The following is a 14,526-nucleotide window of genomic DNA, read 5'->3' on the forward strand; positions in this document are numbered from 1 at the left end:
CGCCAGTCTCAGCGAGTAGCCGCGCAAGGGTGTATCGAGACCCGGGAACCGCCCCCGCAGGCCGTCGCGCTGACTGCGGGCGGGAGCGCGAAGAAACCGGCGGAGACGCGAGATGCCCCGCCGGGGCGGGGCATCTCGTGGCGAAGGGGTCGGCTGATACGCCGGGTTCTGTTCACGCCGCGCCTCTCGGCGGGCGCTGGACGGCCATCTCTCTCGGAGCCACGTCGCCGTGACCCTCCAGCGGTCTACCCGAGGACCCGACGAGCAGCCGCATCGTCCTCTGTCTGACCTTGCTCCGGGCGAGGTTTACCGAGCGGACCGGATCACTCCGGCCCCTGGTGGTCTCTTACACCACCGTTTCACCCTTACCGCCGGCCGGAGCCGACGGCGGTCTGTTCTCTGTGGCACTGTCTCGCGGGTCGCCCCGGGTGGGTGTTGCCCACCGCCCTGCTCTGCGGAGCCCGGACGTTCCTCGGCACCACGACTCTCGCCGCGGTGACGCGACCGTCTTGCCGGCCCGTTCGCCCGTCCAGTGTACGTCTCAGGCGAGGGTGGACTCCTCGCCGCGCACCAGGATGCAGCCGCTGTCGGGGCAGAGGACGACCTCGTCGGGAGCGGAGGCGCGGATCCAGGAGAGGTCCGACTCGGTGAGGGCCACGCCGCTCCCCTCCGACACCTTCCCGCGGAGGAGGGCCGCGCCGACTCCGTAGCGGGCGCGCTGCTTCTCGTACAGCTCGACCAGGTCCTCCGGAAGGGTCGTCACCAGGTCCGCCCGGTCCCGGGCGAGCGCCTCCTGCTTGTCGCGGAGCTTCTCGGCCTGCGCGTCGCGCTCCTCGGCGAGGGTCCCGAGCGAGGCGACGACCTCGTCGCGCTCGGCCTGAGCCGCGGCGACCTCGGACTCGATGCCCTCGATCCGCTCCATCAGGGTCAGCTCGATGTCCTCGAGGTCTCCCCGCCGCTTCACGAGGGAGGTGATCTCGCTCTCGAGCGCGGCGATGTCCTTGGCCGCGGATGCGGTCTGCAGGCGGTCGCGATCGCGGGTGAGCCGCTTCTCGACCACGCCGACGTCGGACTCGATGCGCCCGAGCTCGGTGCGCACGTCCTCGAGGCGCCCTGTGCGCTCGGCGAGGGAGCGGCGGGTCTCGTTGTCGCGGGCCTGCATCGCCTGGATCCGCGCGATCTGCGGGAGCGTCGCGAGGGCGTGGCGCAGCTGCGCGCCCCTCGTGTCCAGACTCGCCAGAGTCAGGAGTTCGCGCTGGTGTGCGGGGCTGGCTTTCACGTGGCGGTCCTCGTTCCCGGCGCGCAGTACGGGCGCGCCGCGTCCATTCTCCCGTGCCCGCGGCGGGTCAGTGCACGATCGCGAAATCCCACGGGTCGGTGCGGGTCTCGCTCACCTCGACGGTGACCGTGGGCAGGGCCTCCCGCAGCGCGGTCGCGGCGACGTCGAGCCACAGCCACTCGCTCGCCCAGTGCGAGACGTCGATGAGGGCGGGGCCGGTGCCGTGCAGGGCCTTCTCGCGCGCCTCGGAGGCCGGGTGGTGCCGGAGGTCGGCGGTGATGAAGACATCGCTCGTGCGGACGGCGGGGGCGTCCAGGAGGGAGTCCCCCGCTCCCCCGCAGAGCGACACGCGGCGCACGGGCGTCTCGTAGGCGCCCGCGGCCCGCACTCCCCCTGCGGTGGCCGGCAGGAGCTCGGCCACGGCTCCGGCCAGGCGTCCGAGCGTCACCTCCTCGGGCAGGTCGCCCACTCGGCCGAGCCCGACCGACGGGTCGGCGCCCGGGACGAGCGGAGTCGCGCCGGTCAGGCCGAGGCGGGTGGCGATCACGTCCGAGACCCCGTCCGCGACGATGTCGGCGTTCGTGTGGGCCGAGATCAGTGCGCAGCCGCCCCGGATGAGGTCCGCGAGCAGGCGGCCCTTGTAGCCGTCCTCGGCGATCGAGGTGACGCCGCGCAGCAGCAGCGGGTGGTGCGCGACCAGGAGCTGGTATCCGCCGTCGACGGCCTCCGCGACGGTGTCGGAGACCACGTCGACCGTGAGCAGGATCCGCTCCACCGCGGCGTCGGGGTCGCCGGTGACCAGGCCGGGCGCGTCCCAGCTCTCGGCGGCCGCCTCCGGCCAGAGACGGTCGATGACGGCATGGACGTCGCGCAGTGAGGGCATGCGTCCAGGGTAGGGCCGCTCAGCGCGGGTGGTCGGTCTCCACGGCGCGGATCGCGGCGTCTGCGTCGGCCGCCGCGTCGAGGTCGGCTCGCAGGTGGTCGTCCGACTCCGGCAGGCGGACGGTGATGCCGCCGTATTGCTCGATCTCGATCAGGCCCGCGACTCCGGAGGCGGCGAGCACGTGACCGCCGATCCCGCCGGTGGTGTCGACGACATGCGTGTGCAGGCCGGCGACGCTGATCCCCTGGAACGGCTGCGGGCCGACGATGCCCAGCAGCGTGCCCTCGACGCCGGTCCGCCGGACCTCGTGCTGGTCACGCATCGCGTCCGCCGGGCGGCGGTAGGGCTCCGCCCGCGCGATCGGCCGGCGCAGGGTCGGGGTCTCCGCCCGCGCGCGCAGGCGGACGCCGACGAAGACGTCCGGAGTTGGCACGAGCGAGCGCACTGCGGCCAGTCTGCCGAGCGGCGCGATCGGGAGCCGTCGCGGCGCACGGTCGGTGGTCCGTGCTTGCCTGGGGACCATGAACGAGTACCTGCCCTGGGCCGTCGCGGCCGCCCTGCTCCTGGCCCTCCTCATCACGGTCGTCGTCGGCCGCCGACGGCGCACTGCGGCGGGAGCGGCGGCGGAGCAGGCCGCGAAGGAGGCCTCGGAGGAGCACCAGCGAACGATCACCGAGCGCGACCGGAGCCACGAGGCGGCGCTGAAGGCACTGACGGGCGCGCGCGACGCCGAGCGCGACCTCAGTCGGACCGAGCTCGAGACGGCGCAGGAGGAGGCCGAGCAGACCCGTGACGCGCTTGCCAGGACCTGGAGCAGCGAGGCCGTCTCGCACACCCTGATCCGGGAGGCGTGCGCCTCGGCGGGGCTGTCCGGCGTCCTCGCCACGAACGTCGTCTTCGTACCGGTCGACCCGCGCACGACGCGCCGCTTCCTCGCGCAGATCGACCATCTGCTGCTCACCCGGCACGGCGCGCTCATCATCGAGGCCAAGTACTGGCAGGGGGTCGTCTTCGACGGCGTGCGACCCGGTACCGTCCACCCCTCCTACGGCGTCCTCCTCGACGAGGACGCCCTGCCCGAGGCCTTCGCGGTTCAGATCGCACCGGGGACGGCGTCGCGCTGGACGGTGCGCACCCATGTCGAGCAGCACGTCCCGGCCCGGCAGGTCCGGATCCAGGCCGCGAGGTTCAAGGAGCACCTGGCCCTGCACGGACTGCCCACGCCGTGGTTCGAGACGGCCGTGCTCTACAGCCACCCCGACGTCAGGACGTACGCGCCCGGATGGCAGGGTACGGGAGCGGCACGGACGAGGATCATGACGGGAGTCGACGAGCTGACGGACGCTCTGGCCGACCTCGCACGACGCCCGAGCACCACGATCGGGGAGGACGCCTGGGGCGAGCTCTCCGGATTCCTCGCCGGATGCGGCGGCCATGTGGAGCCGGTCGGGCCGACGCGTGCGTGACCAGCAGGGGGACCTGGCGGCCGGACGGGCACGGTCCTGGCTGGCCTGACCGGCCTGAGCCGGACAGGACGGCGCCGGACAGGACGGCGCCGGACCCTGTATCGCCGGGAACGACGAAGGTCCGCACTCCCGGAGGAGTGCGGACCTGTTCGGTGGATCCGAGGGGATTCGAACCCCTGACCCCCTGCATGCCATGCAGGTGCGCTACCAGCTGCGCCACGGACCCATGTTGTGTTCTGTCTTGCTTCGTGCTGTCCTGCGCTGTCTCCGCCCGGCGGAAGCAACTCGAATAAACTACAACACGATTCGCGTGAAGTGAAATCGAGCGCTGTCGCCGGGCGTGTTCGTCAGTTCGAGGACGTCGACGAGTCGACGGCGACGGGCTGCTCGAGGGTGAACGGCACCGTCGGGCAGTCCTTCCAGAGGCGCTCGAGCGAGTAGTACATGCGGTCCTCCTCGTGGAAGACGTGCACGACGAGGTCGCCGAAGTCGAGGAGGATCCAGCGGCCCTCCGCACGGCCCTCGCGGCGCAGCAGCTTGGCGCCGGAGTCGTTCAGGCGGTCCTCCACCTCGTTCGCGATCGCGACCACGTTGCGCTCGGAGCGGCCGGTGGCGAGGAGGAAGATGTCGACCAGCGGCAGCGGCCCCGAGACGTCGAGGGCGACGAGGTCCTCACCGCCCTTGGAGTCGGCGGCGGTGGCCGCGAGCTGGAGCAGGGCGCGGGCGGAATCGGTCGCAGTCATGAAGCCTTCAGTGTCGGTGGTGGAGATCAGAAGATGTTGAGCACGAAGCCGCCGATGAACAGCGCGATCGCGCCGACCAGCAGGACGGCCGCGGTGATCGCGAGGACCACCGGGACGCTCACGCCGGCGCGCTTCTGCGGCGCGATCATCGAAGTGCCGGCGGCGTGGGTGGAGACGGCGCTGGACGCCCGGACCGGCTCGGACTCGCCGACGGGCTGCTCGCGGTCGATGCGGTCGACGTAGCGGTCCACATCGGGCGAGTCGTAGAGGTTCGGGTGCTGGCCCGTGGAGCCGAGGCTGCGCGGGAGGTCGAACGAGCCGGTGACGAGGATCTCCCCCGTGTCCGTGCCGACGGTCGCGCCGGGGCCCGTGGTCGGCAGGATCAGCGCGTTGGTGGTGGTGACGGCACCGGTGGCGGCGACTCCGCTCGCAATGAGGGAGTCGAACGAGGCGTCCACCTCCTCCTTCGACTTGCTGTCGAGTTCCTCGGTGATGGCGAGGTGCTCGATCGGCGGCTCGAAGCTCCCGGTGATCTCGGTGGCCTTCTCGTCGGCGATATCGAGGGATCCGCCCACCGACGCGAAGAGCGCGGTGTTCAGGTGCGGCTGCTCGGGCTGCTCGCCGGCCGTCGGCTGCTCGTCGTCCGCGTCCCGCTCGTCGGAGGCGTCCGCGGACGGCGTCTCGTCGTCGGAGGAGGAGCTCTCGATCTCGGCCTCGTGCACCTCGGCCTCGTCGGCGTCCGCGGTCGCATCGGTGGCGGACTCGTCCGCCTCCTCCTCGGACGCCTCGGGGGCGTCCTCGGTGACGACGTCCTCGTCGCCCTCCGGCTCCTGCTCCGCTGCGCCCTCGGGCACCGGCTCCGCATCACGGGACTCGTCGGCCGCCTCGATCACGGGGACCGCCCCGGTCGGCGGGAGCGCCGAGGCGCGCTCGAGGGCGCCCTCGACGTCGTCGGAGCGCTCGTCGTCGGACCGCTCCTCGTCGGCGGGCGGCTCCGCCTCCGGTGCGGCGGCGACCTTCTCCGCCTGCTGCTGCGCCAGCAGTGCGCGCAGCTCCCGACGGGTCAGCTGGCGGCCCGTGGCGTTCTCGGTGGCGACGATCTCCATCGAGGAGGTGCGCAGGTCGGGCTCGCTCGCGGGGCTCGGCTCGACGGGGGTGATCCGCAGGGCCTGGGTGGGGGTCAGCACCGGCATGTCGCCGGCGGTGGTGGCGGTCGCGGTGGCAGCTCGGCGGGACGTCGTCGGAACGGCGGCGGACGTGGCCGCACCGGCCTCGCGCCTCTCGCGCTCGCGGATCTCGCGCCGGGTGAGCGGCTTCTCCTCGGGCTGAACTGTCATGACGTGCTCCGATACAGGTGGTGCTTCGAGATGTACTGGACGACACCGTCGGGAACCAGGTACCAGACCGGATGACCCCGGTTGACGCGGCTCCGACAGTCGGTCGAGGAGATCGCCAGTGCCGGAATCTCCAACAAGGATACGTCCTGGGCCGGCAATCCCGAAACGTTGAGGACGTGCCCCGGCCGGCTGACGGCGACGAAGTGGGCCAGCTCCCACAGCTCGTCGTAGTCCTTCCAGCTCAGGATCTGAGCGACCGCGTCCGCGCCGGTGATGAAGAACAGCTCGGCGTCGGGGTGCGCGGCGTGGATGTCGCGCAGGGTGTCGATCGTGTAGGTCGTGCCGATCCGGTCCACGTCGACGCGGCTGACGGTGAAGCGCGGGTTCGACGCCGTCGCGATCACCGTCATCAGGTACCGGTGCTCGGCGGAGGTCACCGTCTTCTTGTGCCACGGCTGGCCGGTGGGCACGAAGACGACCTCGTCCAGGTCGAACGACTGGGCCACCTCGGAGGCGGCGACCAGGTGACCGTGGTGGATCGGGTCGAAGGTGCCGCCCATCACGCCGATGCGCGGACGCCGCGGGCCTCCGCTCGCGGCGGACGTCACGATCGCTGGGCTCCCCGCCTAGTGTCCGTGACCGTGCTGGTCGTGGGAGCCGGCGCCGGTCTTGTGCGAGTGGCGGTTCGCCACGTCGCGGTAGCTCCAGGTGACGAAGCCGAGGGCCGTGAAAGCGACGGCGGCGATCAGGCCGAAGACGATCGGGGGGAACGGCAGCTCCGTGTGGGCCGCTGCTTCGGCGAGGACGGTCGTCGCGAGGGACATGCAGTGCTCCTTGGAGGTCGTGGTCGCCCCGGCGGGGCTCCGACGAGTCTACCCGGACGCCGCTCGACGCCGGATCGCCGGTCCGGGCGCTAGGCGCGGACCTGTCCCGCGCCGCGCAGCAGCCACTTCGTGCTGGTCAGCTCGGGAAGGCCCATGGGGCCCCGAGCGTGCAGCTTCTGCGTCGAGATGCCGACCTCGGCGCCGAACCCGAACTCCCCGCCGTCGGTGAAGCGGGTGGAGGCGTTGACCATCACGACCGCGGAGTCGACCTCGGCGAGGAAGCGCTCGGCGCTCCGGAGGTCGTTCGTCACGATCGACTCGGTGTGGTGGGTGGAGTACCGGTCGATGTGGGCCATCGCGGCGTCGAGGTCGTCGACGATAGCGACGGCGACGTCGAGCGAGTAGTACTCCGCGGACCAGTCCTCATCGGTGGCGGGCACCGCGTCGGGCCAGAGCGCCGCGACGCGCTCGTCGCCGTGCACGGTCACTCCCGCTTCCGCGAGCCGGCCGAGGACGGGCGGGAGGAGGCGCTCGGCGGCGTCGCGGTGGACGAGGAGGGTCTCGAGGGCGTTGCAGGTGCTCGGACGCTGCACCTTGGCGTTGTGGACGATGTCCACGGCCCACTGCTCGTCGGCACTGGCGTCGAGGAAGACGTGGACGACTCCGGCGCCCGTCTCGATCACAGGGACCGTCGACTCCGTCACGACCGACTCGATGAGGCCCGCGCTCCCCCGCGGCACCAGGACGTCGACGTAGCCGCGCGCTCGCATGAGGGCCTTCGCGCCCTCGCGGCCGTGGTCGTCGACCGTCTGCACCAGCTCGGCGGGCAGGCCGACGGAGGCGACGGCCTCCTGCAGCAGTTCCACCAGGACGCGGTTCGTGTTCTCCGCGGCCGTGCCTCCGCGCAGGATCACGGCGTTCCCGCTCTTGAGGGAGAGCGCCGCGATGTCGATGGTGACGTTCGGGCGCGCCTCGTAGATCGCTCCGACCACGCCGAACGGGACCCGCACCTGGGTGAGGGAGGCGCCGTTGGGCAGGTTCGATCCCCGCACCGTCTGCCCGACCGGATCGGTGAGCCCGACGACCGCGACGACGGCGTCGGCGAGGGACCCCAGGCGCGCCGCATCGAGGCGGAGGCGGTCCTGCAGGCCCGCGCTCATCCCGCTCTCGCGACCCCGCTGGAGGTCGAGCTCGTTCGCCGGGACGACGCGCTCGGCGCTCGAGCGCACCGCGTCGGCGATGGCGAGCAGAGCCCGGTTCTTGAGGTCGGTGGTCGCACTGCGGAGGGAGCGCGACGCGGCACGGGAAGCGGCGAACCGCTCGGTCAGCGCACTGCTGTCGGGGGTCGTCTGCGGCATCCGGCCAGTGTAGAGGCAGACGACCCCGGCGGCGGGAGTCAGCTCTCCTCGCCGGCCTCCGTGCTGTCGCCCTCGTCAGCGACGCGCCAGACGCCGCCCTGGCGCTCGCGCTCGAGCTCCGCGCGCGCCTCGGCCTTGGCGTCCATCCGCTCGAAGTAGTCCTCGCGACGCTCGTTGCGGGTCTTGCGCCGGTTGTCCTCGAGGCGGAGGTCCGTTCCGCGGGGCGCGGTGATGAGCTCGGCCGTCGAGGTGAGGGTCGGCTCCCAGTCGAAGACGACGCCGTCGCCGGGGCCGATGACGACGGTGGAGCCGGCGACCGCTCCGGCCGAGAAGAGGCCGTTCTCGACTCCGAGCTTGGCCAGGCGGTCGGCGAGGAAGCCGACGGCCTCGTCGTTCGTGAAGTCGGTCTGCGCCACCCAGCGCACGGGCTTGGTGCCCAGGACCCGGTAGACGTTGCCGTACGAGCCGCCCTCGACCCGGATCTCGAAGTCCTTCTCGTCCACGGCGCGGGGGCGGATGGTGATGCGCTCCACCCGCGGCACAGCGGCGAGCTCGAGGCGGTGCTTCTCGACGATCTCGGCGAGGGCGAACGTCAGCTGGCGGAGTCCCGAGTGGCTGACCGTCGAGATCTCGAAGACGCGGTAGCCGTGGCCCTCGAGGTCGGCCCGGACGAAGTCGGCCAGCTCCTGGGCCTCGGGCACGTCGACCTTGTTGAGCGCGATCAGCTGCGGGCGCTCGATCAGCGGCACCTGTCCGTCGCCGACGGGGTACGCCGCCAGCTCCCCGAGGATGATGTCGAGGTCGGTCAGCGGGTCGCGGCCGGGCTCGAGCGTGGCGCAGTCGAGCACGTGGACGAGCGCGGTGCAGCGCTCGACGTGGCGGAGGAACTCCAGACCCAGGCCCTTGCCCTCGCTCGCGCCCTCGATGAGACCGGGCACGTCGGCGACGGTGAACCGCGACTCCCCCGCCTGCACGACGCCGAGGTTGGGCGCGAGGGTCGTGAACGGGTAGTCCGCGATCTTCGGCTTGGCCGCCGAGATCGCCGCGACGAGGCTCGACTTGCCCGCCGAGGGGAATCCGACGAGCGCGACGTCCGCGACGGTCTTCAGCTCGAGGACGACGTCGCCCTCCCAGCCCGGCGTGCCGAGCAGCGCGAAGCCGGGCGCCTTGCGCTTCGTGGTGGCGAGAGAGGCGTTGCCGAGCCCGCCCTGCCCGCCCGGAGCGATGACGAACCGGAGGCCGGGCTCGTCCATGTCGATCAGCTGGTCGCCGTCCGGCGACTTGACGACCGTGCCGACCGGGACGGGGAGCTCCATGAGCTCGCCGTTCCCGCCCGCGCGGTGGTCGCCCATGCCGGGACCGCCGTTCTCGGAGCTGCGGTGCGGGTGGCGGTGGTAGGCGAGCAGCGTCGTCGTCTGCGGGTCGGCGACGAGGACGATGTCGCCCCCGTGCCCGCCGTTGCCGCCGTCGGGGCCGGCGAGCGGCTTGAACTTCTCGCGACGGACGGAGACGCAGCCGTTGCCGCCGTGGCCGGCACGCAGATGCAGCGTGACGTTGTCGACGAAGGTGACCATGGTGTGAATCCGTCCGTGAGTGCGTGCGGCGCCGGGATGCCGGCGCCGGGGGGCTGTGCCCCGGTAAACGCGCAAGGGGCGAGCCGAAGCCCGCCCCTTGCGTCCTGTGCCTGTGCGGCCGAGGAGGTCGACCCTACTGGGCGGCCGCCACGATGTTGACGACCTTGCGGCCGCCCTTGCTGCCGAACTCGACAGCGCCCGCCGAGAGGGCGAACAGGGTGTCGTCGCCACCGCGTCCGACGTTCGCACCGGGGTGGAAGTGGGTGCCGCGCTGGCGGACGATGATCTCGCCCGCGTTCACGACCTGGCCGCCGAAGCGCTTGACGCCGAGACGCTGCGCGTTCGAGTCGCGACCGTTGCGAGTGGAGCTCGCGCCCTTCTTGTGTGCCATTTCTCATCTCCTCGAGACCGGGGGGCCGCAGCCCCGTGCTGTTGCCCTGCAGGGCGATGGCTCGCTCCGCAGGTCAGCTCAATTCCTTTGCAGGACTACTTGATGCCAGTGACCTTGACGCGCGTGAGGTCCTGACGGTGCCCCTGGCGCTTCTTGTAACCGGTCTTGTTCTTGAACTTCTGGATGATGATCTTCGGACCGCGGAGGTCCTCGAGCACCTCGGCGGTGACGGTGACGCCCGCGAGGGTCGCCGCGTCCGAGGTGATCGACTCACCGTCGACGAGCAGCACGGCAGGAAGCTGCACGGTGCCGTTCTCGTCGGCCTTGACGCGGTCCATCGTCACGATGGTGCCGACCTCGACCTTCTCCTGCCGACCGCCGGCGCGCACAACTGCGTAAACCACTTCTCGTACCTGTTTCTCGTCTGGACGGAGCGGAGGCCTCGTCCGGGGCTTGTAAGGACGGGGCTGAGCCCCGGTCTTCCGGTTCGTACCCGTCTCCTCACGACACGAGGGAACCGGCACCGCGGCCCGCGCCCCGTGAGGGGCGGAGCGACAACGGAAATCTGCGTGAGCACATGGATCGCGCCACACCAACGGTCAAGAGTACGGGATCCGCGCTCCACGGTCAAACGCACACGACTGCGAAGCCGTGTCCACCCGACCGGCGACCCCGTCACGATAGTCGAGGAGGAGGCGCGTGGACGGACGGCGCGCCGCCTACGATCGGGGAATGGCCATCCTCGTCGACGCCGCGCGCTGGCCGGCGCACGGCCGGCTGTGGGCGCACCTCGTGAGCGACGTCTCGCTCGAGGAGCTCCACGACTTCGCGCGCCGTCTCGGCGTGCCCGAGCGCGGCTTCGACCTGGACCACTACGACGTGCCCGAGGAGCGGATCGACGAGCTCGTCGCCGCGGGCGCGGTCCCCGTCGGCGCGCGGGAGCTGGTCGAGCGGCTGAGGCGGAGCGGGCTCCGCGTCCGCGGGCGCGACCGGGATGCCGAGAGGGCCCGGCGCCGGCTCTCGCCGGGCACCGGGCCCTCCTGACACCGGGTCGCGCTACTGGTCGGCGCGGCGCGGGGTCTGCTCGGGGATGACCGCGACTCCGGTGAGCGCGGCCGTCGTGACGCGCCGGCTCTTCGCACGGCCCTGGCCGGGCTGCTTCGGGGCCGGCAGAGCGTCGAGCACGGAGTCGAGCAGGTGCTCGGCGACCTCGCTGCGGACGCGGCGCGGAGGCGTGACCGGCGCGATCGGGATGTCGAGGATCGGCGCGGCAGCGGCCGGCTCGATCTCCTTCTCGACCGGGGTCTCGACGGGAGCCGACTCGACGGCCGCCGTCTCGGCGGCCTCCTGGCGCGGCTCGCGGTCGCGGCTGCGACGACGGCGCTCGCCCCGGGCGGGACGCTCGCCGCGACGGCTCGGCTCGGACGGCTGCTCCTCGGGTGCCGTGGCGGACTCCTCCGGCGCCATGGCCTCGACGGTCTCGGCGGCGTCCTCGACCAGCGCGGCCGCCTCCTCCGCCGCCTGGCGCACGGCCTGGGGGTGGATGGTGCTGGCGGCGATCTGCGCGAGCGCGTTCTTCGCGTCGTCCGTGATGGCGTGGGTGCTGACCGGCTTGGTCGCCGGCGCGCCCTGCCCGTTCTGCCCGCCGTTCGAGCGCCCGGAGGCGGCGGGCTGCTGCTCGCCGCCCTTGCCCCGGCGGCGCTGCTCCTGCTGCGGAGCGGCGGTCGACCGGTGCTTGAGCACGGGGTCGTGGTGGACGATGACGCCGCGTCCGGCGCAGATCTCGCAGTTCTCGCTGAAGGTCTCGAGCAGGCCCAGGCCCAGCTTCTTGCGGGTCATCTGCACGAGGCCGAGCGAGGTGACCTCGGCGACCTGGTGCTTCGTCCGGTCGCGGCTCAGGCACTCGACCAGGCGGCGGAGCACGAGGTCGCGGTTGGACTCGAGCACCATGTCGATGAAGTCGACGACGATGATGCCGCCGATGTCGCGCAGGCGCAGCTGGCGGACGATCTCCTCGGCCGCCTCCAGGTTGTTCTTCGTGACCGTCTCCTCGAGGTTCCCGCCCGAGCCGACGAACTTGCCGGTGTTGACGTCGACCACCGTCATCGCCTCGGTGCGGTCGATCACGAGCGAGCCGCCGCTGGGCAGCCACACCTTGCGCTCCAGCGCCTTCTCGATCTGCTCCGTGATGCGGAACTCGTCGAACGCGTCCTTCTCACCCGTGTAGACCTCGACGCGCTCGAGCAGATCGGGTGCGACCTGGCTGAGGTAGAGCTCGATGGTCTCGCGGGCGTCGTCGCCGGCGATGACCATCTTCTCGAAGTCCTCGTTGAAGACGTCGCGGACGATCTTGATCAGCAGGTCCGGCTCGCTGTGCAGGAGAGCGGGAGCCTGCCCGGTCGCGGCCTTCGCGCTGAGAGCCGTCCACTGCGCGGTCAGGCGCTCGACGTCGACGGTCAGCTGCTCCTCCGTGGCGCCCTCGGCCGCGGTCCGGACGATGACGCCCACGTTCTCGGGCAGCACCTCCTTGAGGATCTTCTTCAGGCGGGCGCGCTCGGTGTCCGGGAGCTTCCGCGAGATGCCGTTCATCGAACCGTTGGGCACGTAGACGAGGTAGCGGCCGGGGAGCGAGATCTGGCTCGTGAGACGGGCGCCCTTGTGGCCGACGGGGTCCTTCGTGACCTGGACGAGGACCCGGTCGCCGGGCTTGAGCGCGAGCTCGATCCGGCGGGGGCCGCCGGCGTTGTTCGCGGCGTCCCAGTCGACCTCGCCGGAGTAGAGCACGGCGTTGCGCCCGCGTCCGATGTCGACGAAGGCGGCCTCCATGCTCGGGAGGACGTTCTGCACGCGGCCGAGGTAGACGTTGCCGATGAGCGACGCCTCCTGCGAGCGGGCGACGTAGTGCTCGGCGAGGACGCCGTCCTCGAGCACGCCGATGCGGATGCTGTCCTCCTTGGAGCGGACGACCATGACGCGGTCGACGGCCTCCCGGCGGGCGAGGAACTCGGACTCGGTGACGACCGTGCGGCGCCGGCCGGCGTCGCGACCGTCGCGGCGGCGCTGCTTCTTGGCCTCGAGGCGGGTCGAGCCCTTGATGCGCTGCGGCTCGGTGATGAGCTCGGGCTCGCGGGCCTCGCGCTGCTCGCGCGGCTGGCGGACCCGGACGACGGTGTTCTCGGGGTCGTCGGAGCCGGACCTCTCGCTCTCGCCGCTGCGGCGGCGCGAGCGGCGGCGGACGGAGCCCTGCTCCTCGGCAGGGCTCTCGCGCTCCTCCTGGACGCCCAGCGGCGCACCGCGGGGAGGCAGCGGAGCCAGCTCGACGTAGTCGGGCAGGACCGGCGCCTGGAACAGCAGCGACGGGCTCGGCAGTGAGGGCCGTCGCGGCTCCTCCTGGTCGGCGCCCGGGGTCTGCGGGAGGGCGTTGAAGAACACCGCGCCCGTCGACGTCGACGGCTCGGCCGCCTCCGCGGCGCTCCCGGTCTCGGGCAGCTCGGTGCCCTCGGCTCCGGTCTGGTCGGTCTCGTTGCTGTCGATGATCGTCTCCCCTGTCGCTGGCGCGCTCGACTCGGTCCGCCGGCTCGCCCGGCGGCCACCGAAGAGGCGGCTGATCTTCCTGGCCCCGCTGCGGGGCCCGTCGCGGTCCGGATCGGATCCGCTCGTACTGTTGTCTTCCACCATTCCTGGTGCACTCCTCGGCCGGGTCGTCCGCCGCGTCGTCTTCCCGGATGCTTCTCTCGTGCGAGGGGCCTCGGCCCGCCGCGAATCCTTCCGCTCCCCCGGTCCCGTCGCGCTCGTGGCGCGGGACTCCGGTTGCAGCTGCACTCTCGGAACTGACTATCCGACACGCGCTCCCCCGCGGTGCGACCTGCGGTCGACTCCCGGCGAAGCGGAGATCCGGCGCGTCCATTCGCGGAACGCTGTCGATCTCCTGTGGCCCGGTGCTCGCCCGGTAAACCTTCTTCGCGTCGATGCGGGGTCCCCCGGACCGACGGCTCCGATTATCGCACGCATTCCCAGAGGCGCCGATCCGGCGCGTGCCATAATCCCCCGGTGTCCAGCGATCCCGGGGTGCGCGACGCCCCCACCCAGCAGCGCCCCGTCCTCTTCGCCGTCCTGCTGATCGTCCTCGGCGTGATCGGCTGGACCGCCGCCTTCGCCCTCACGAACGACAAGTTCGCCGCTCTCGAGAACCCCGATGCGGGCCTCGGCTGCGACTTCAGCCTGCTCGTGCAGTGCAGTGCGAACCTGAACTCGGCGCAGGGCGCGGTCTTCGGCTTCCCGAACCCCCTCATCGGCCTGGCGGCCTGGATCGCGCCGATCGTGGTGGGGCTGGGCCTGCTCGCGGGCGCCCGGTTCGACCGGTGGTTCTGGGCGGCCTTCAACGTCGGCTTCCTGCTGGCCCTGGTGTTCGTGGGCTGGCTCATCGCGACGAGCGTCTTCGCGCTCGGAACGCTCTGCCCCTGGTGCATACTCACCTGGGCCGTCGTCATCCCGGGCTTCTGGCTGGTGACGCTCCGCAACCTCCGTGAGGGCGTGTTCCCCGTCCGCGCCGGGGTGCGCCGCTTCGCCGGTGCCGCCTACGGCTGGGTCCCGTTCATCACGCTGCTCTGCTACCTGCTGATCGCGGTGATCGCGCAGGTGAGGCTGAACGTGCTCGCCTACCTCTGACGG

The 14,526-nt window shown here is 71.9% G+C and carries 15 protein-coding genes, 1 tRNA gene and 1 other RNA gene; 3 read left to right on the plus strand and 14 right to left on the minus strand.

The window, feature by feature from the left end; all coding sequences use genetic code 11:
- Positions 1-141 precede the first annotated feature (141 nt).
- From rnpB to C5C49_RS16810, 4 genes are all read right to left on the minus strand, one after another.
- Positions 142-520, minus strand: an RNA gene (gene rnpB / locus C5C49_RS00940) — RNase P RNA component class A.
- Between the two features lie 21 nt (positions 521-541).
- The gene (locus C5C49_RS00945) at positions 542-1,279 is read right to left on the minus strand and encodes a zinc ribbon domain-containing protein (RefSeq protein WP_104239181.1); all 738 of its coding nucleotides are present in this window, start codon (positions 1,277-1,279) and stop codon (positions 542-544) included.
- A 67-nt stretch (positions 1,280-1,346) separates the two neighbouring features.
- Positions 1,347-2,162: a Nif3-like dinuclear metal center hexameric protein gene (locus tag C5C49_RS00950; RefSeq protein WP_104223674.1), complete on the minus strand. Its 816-nt coding sequence runs from the start codon at positions 2,160-2,162 to the stop codon at positions 1,347-1,349.
- Positions 2,163-2,181: 19 nt separating this feature from the next.
- Complete coding sequence (locus C5C49_RS16810) at positions 2,182-2,607, minus strand: acetolactate decarboxylase (RefSeq protein WP_181135678.1); 426 nt, start codon at positions 2,605-2,607, stop codon at positions 2,182-2,184.
- Positions 2,608-2,683: 76 nt separating this feature from the next.
- On the opposite strand from C5C49_RS16810, the gene C5C49_RS00960 reads away from it, so the two are divergent.
- Positions 2,684-3,628, plus strand: coding sequence for a nuclease-related domain-containing protein (locus tag C5C49_RS00960; RefSeq protein WP_104345207.1), 945 nt, complete (start codon positions 2,684-2,686; stop codon positions 3,626-3,628).
- 153 nt (positions 3,629-3,781) lie between these two features.
- Here the strand turns inward: C5C49_RS00960 and C5C49_RS00965 are convergent.
- The 9 genes from C5C49_RS00965 to rplU all read right to left on the minus strand — a co-directional run bounded on the left by C5C49_RS00965 (position 3,782) and on the right by rplU (position 10,259).
- A tRNA-Ala gene (locus C5C49_RS00965) sits at positions 3,782-3,854 on the minus strand.
- Between the two features lie 121 nt (positions 3,855-3,975).
- The gene (rsfS, locus tag C5C49_RS00970; RefSeq protein ID WP_104223676.1) at positions 3,976-4,371 is read right to left on the minus strand and encodes a ribosome silencing factor; all 396 of its coding nucleotides are present in this window, start codon (positions 4,369-4,371) and stop codon (positions 3,976-3,978) included.
- A 26-nt stretch (positions 4,372-4,397) separates the two neighbouring features.
- Positions 4,398-5,708 carry a hypothetical protein gene (locus tag C5C49_RS00975; protein WP_104345208.1) on the minus strand — a complete coding sequence of 437 codons (1,311 nt, stop codon included), beginning with the start codon at positions 5,706-5,708 and terminating at the stop codon, positions 4,398-4,400.
- Positions 5,705-6,316 carry a nicotinate-nucleotide adenylyltransferase gene (gene nadD / locus C5C49_RS00980; protein WP_104223678.1) on the minus strand — a complete coding sequence of 204 codons (612 nt, stop codon included), beginning with the start codon at positions 6,314-6,316 and terminating at the stop codon, positions 5,705-5,707. The genes C5C49_RS00975 and nadD overlap by 4 nt, the downstream gene beginning before the upstream one ends.
- Before the next feature lie 18 nt (positions 6,317-6,334).
- On the minus strand, positions 6,335-6,532 hold the full coding sequence (locus C5C49_RS00985; RefSeq protein ID WP_104223679.1) for a hypothetical protein: 198 nt from the start codon (positions 6,530-6,532) through the stop codon (positions 6,335-6,337).
- Positions 6,533-6,621: 89 nt separating this feature from the next.
- Complete coding sequence (locus C5C49_RS00990; RefSeq protein ID WP_104345209.1) at positions 6,622-7,890, minus strand: glutamate-5-semialdehyde dehydrogenase; 1,269 nt, start codon at positions 7,888-7,890, stop codon at positions 6,622-6,624.
- Between the two features lie 38 nt (positions 7,891-7,928).
- Positions 7,929-9,464 carry a GTPase ObgE gene (obgE, locus tag C5C49_RS00995; RefSeq protein ID WP_104345210.1) on the minus strand — a complete coding sequence of 512 codons (1,536 nt, stop codon included), beginning with the start codon at positions 9,462-9,464 and terminating at the stop codon, positions 7,929-7,931.
- A 133-nt stretch (positions 9,465-9,597) separates the two neighbouring features.
- Positions 9,598-9,855, minus strand: a complete 258-nt coding sequence (rpmA, locus tag C5C49_RS01000; protein WP_068209107.1) for a 50S ribosomal protein L27 — start codon at positions 9,853-9,855, stop codon at positions 9,598-9,600.
- Positions 9,856-9,950: 95 nt separating this feature from the next.
- Positions 9,951-10,259: a 50S ribosomal protein L21 gene (rplU, locus tag C5C49_RS01005; RefSeq protein WP_104223682.1), complete on the minus strand. Its 309-nt coding sequence runs from the start codon at positions 10,257-10,259 to the stop codon at positions 9,951-9,953.
- 328 nt (positions 10,260-10,587) lie between these two features.
- Between rplU and C5C49_RS01010 the strand changes: the two genes are divergently transcribed.
- Positions 10,588-10,899, plus strand: a complete 312-nt coding sequence (locus C5C49_RS01010) for a DUF4031 domain-containing protein (protein ID WP_104226718.1) — start codon at positions 10,588-10,590, stop codon at positions 10,897-10,899.
- 12 nt (positions 10,900-10,911) lie between these two features.
- Here the strand turns inward: C5C49_RS01010 and C5C49_RS01015 are convergent, their stop codons facing one another.
- The gene (locus tag C5C49_RS01015) at positions 10,912-13,533 is read right to left on the minus strand and encodes an Rne/Rng family ribonuclease (protein WP_104345211.1); all 2,622 of its coding nucleotides are present in this window, start codon (positions 13,531-13,533) and stop codon (positions 10,912-10,914) included.
- A 372-nt stretch (positions 13,534-13,905) separates the two neighbouring features.
- Between C5C49_RS01015 and C5C49_RS01020 the strand changes: the two genes are divergently transcribed.
- Positions 13,906-14,523, plus strand: coding sequence for a vitamin K epoxide reductase family protein (locus tag C5C49_RS01020; RefSeq protein WP_258068337.1), 618 nt, complete (start codon positions 13,906-13,908; stop codon positions 14,521-14,523).
- The last annotated feature ends 3 nt before the right edge of the window (positions 14,524-14,526 follow it).

The sequence above is a fragment of the Rathayibacter sp. AY1E2 genome, assembly GCF_002932325.1.
In the GTDB taxonomy this organism is placed as follows: Bacteria; Actinomycetota; Actinomycetes; order Actinomycetales; family Microbacteriaceae; genus Rathayibacter.

Excerpts from the sequence above, each read along its gene's own strand:
- rpmA (WP_068209107.1), bottom strand. The coding sequence starts at position 9,855 with ATGGCACACAAGAAGGGCGCGAGCTCCACTCGCAACGGTCGCGACTCG.
- rsfS (WP_104223676.1), bottom strand. The coding sequence starts at position 4,371 with ATGACTGCGACCGATTCCGCCCGCGCCCTGCTCCAGCTCGCGGCCACC.
- C5C49_RS01015 (WP_104345211.1), bottom strand. The coding sequence starts at position 13,533 with ATGGTGGAAGACAACAGTACGAGCGGATCCGATCCGGACCGCGACGGG.
- obgE (WP_104345210.1), bottom strand. The coding sequence starts at position 9,464 with ATGGTCACCTTCGTCGACAACGTCACGCTGCATCTGCGTGCCGGCCAC.
- C5C49_RS00950 (WP_104223674.1), bottom strand. The coding sequence starts at position 2,162 with ATGCCCTCACTGCGCGACGTCCATGCCGTCATCGACCGTCTCTGGCCG.
- C5C49_RS00975 (WP_104345208.1), bottom strand. The coding sequence starts at position 5,708 with ATGACAGTTCAGCCCGAGGAGAAGCCGCTCACCCGGCGCGAGATCCGC.
- C5C49_RS00985 (WP_104223679.1), bottom strand. The coding sequence starts at position 6,532 with ATGTCCCTCGCGACGACCGTCCTCGCCGAAGCAGCGGCCCACACGGAG.
- C5C49_RS01010 (WP_104226718.1), top strand. The coding sequence starts at position 10,588 with ATGGCCATCCTCGTCGACGCCGCGCGCTGGCCGGCGCACGGCCGGCTG.
- C5C49_RS00990 (WP_104345209.1), bottom strand. The coding sequence starts at position 7,890 with ATGCCGCAGACGACCCCCGACAGCAGTGCGCTGACCGAGCGGTTCGCC.
- C5C49_RS00960 (WP_104345207.1), top strand. The coding sequence starts at position 2,684 with ATGAACGAGTACCTGCCCTGGGCCGTCGCGGCCGCCCTGCTCCTGGCC.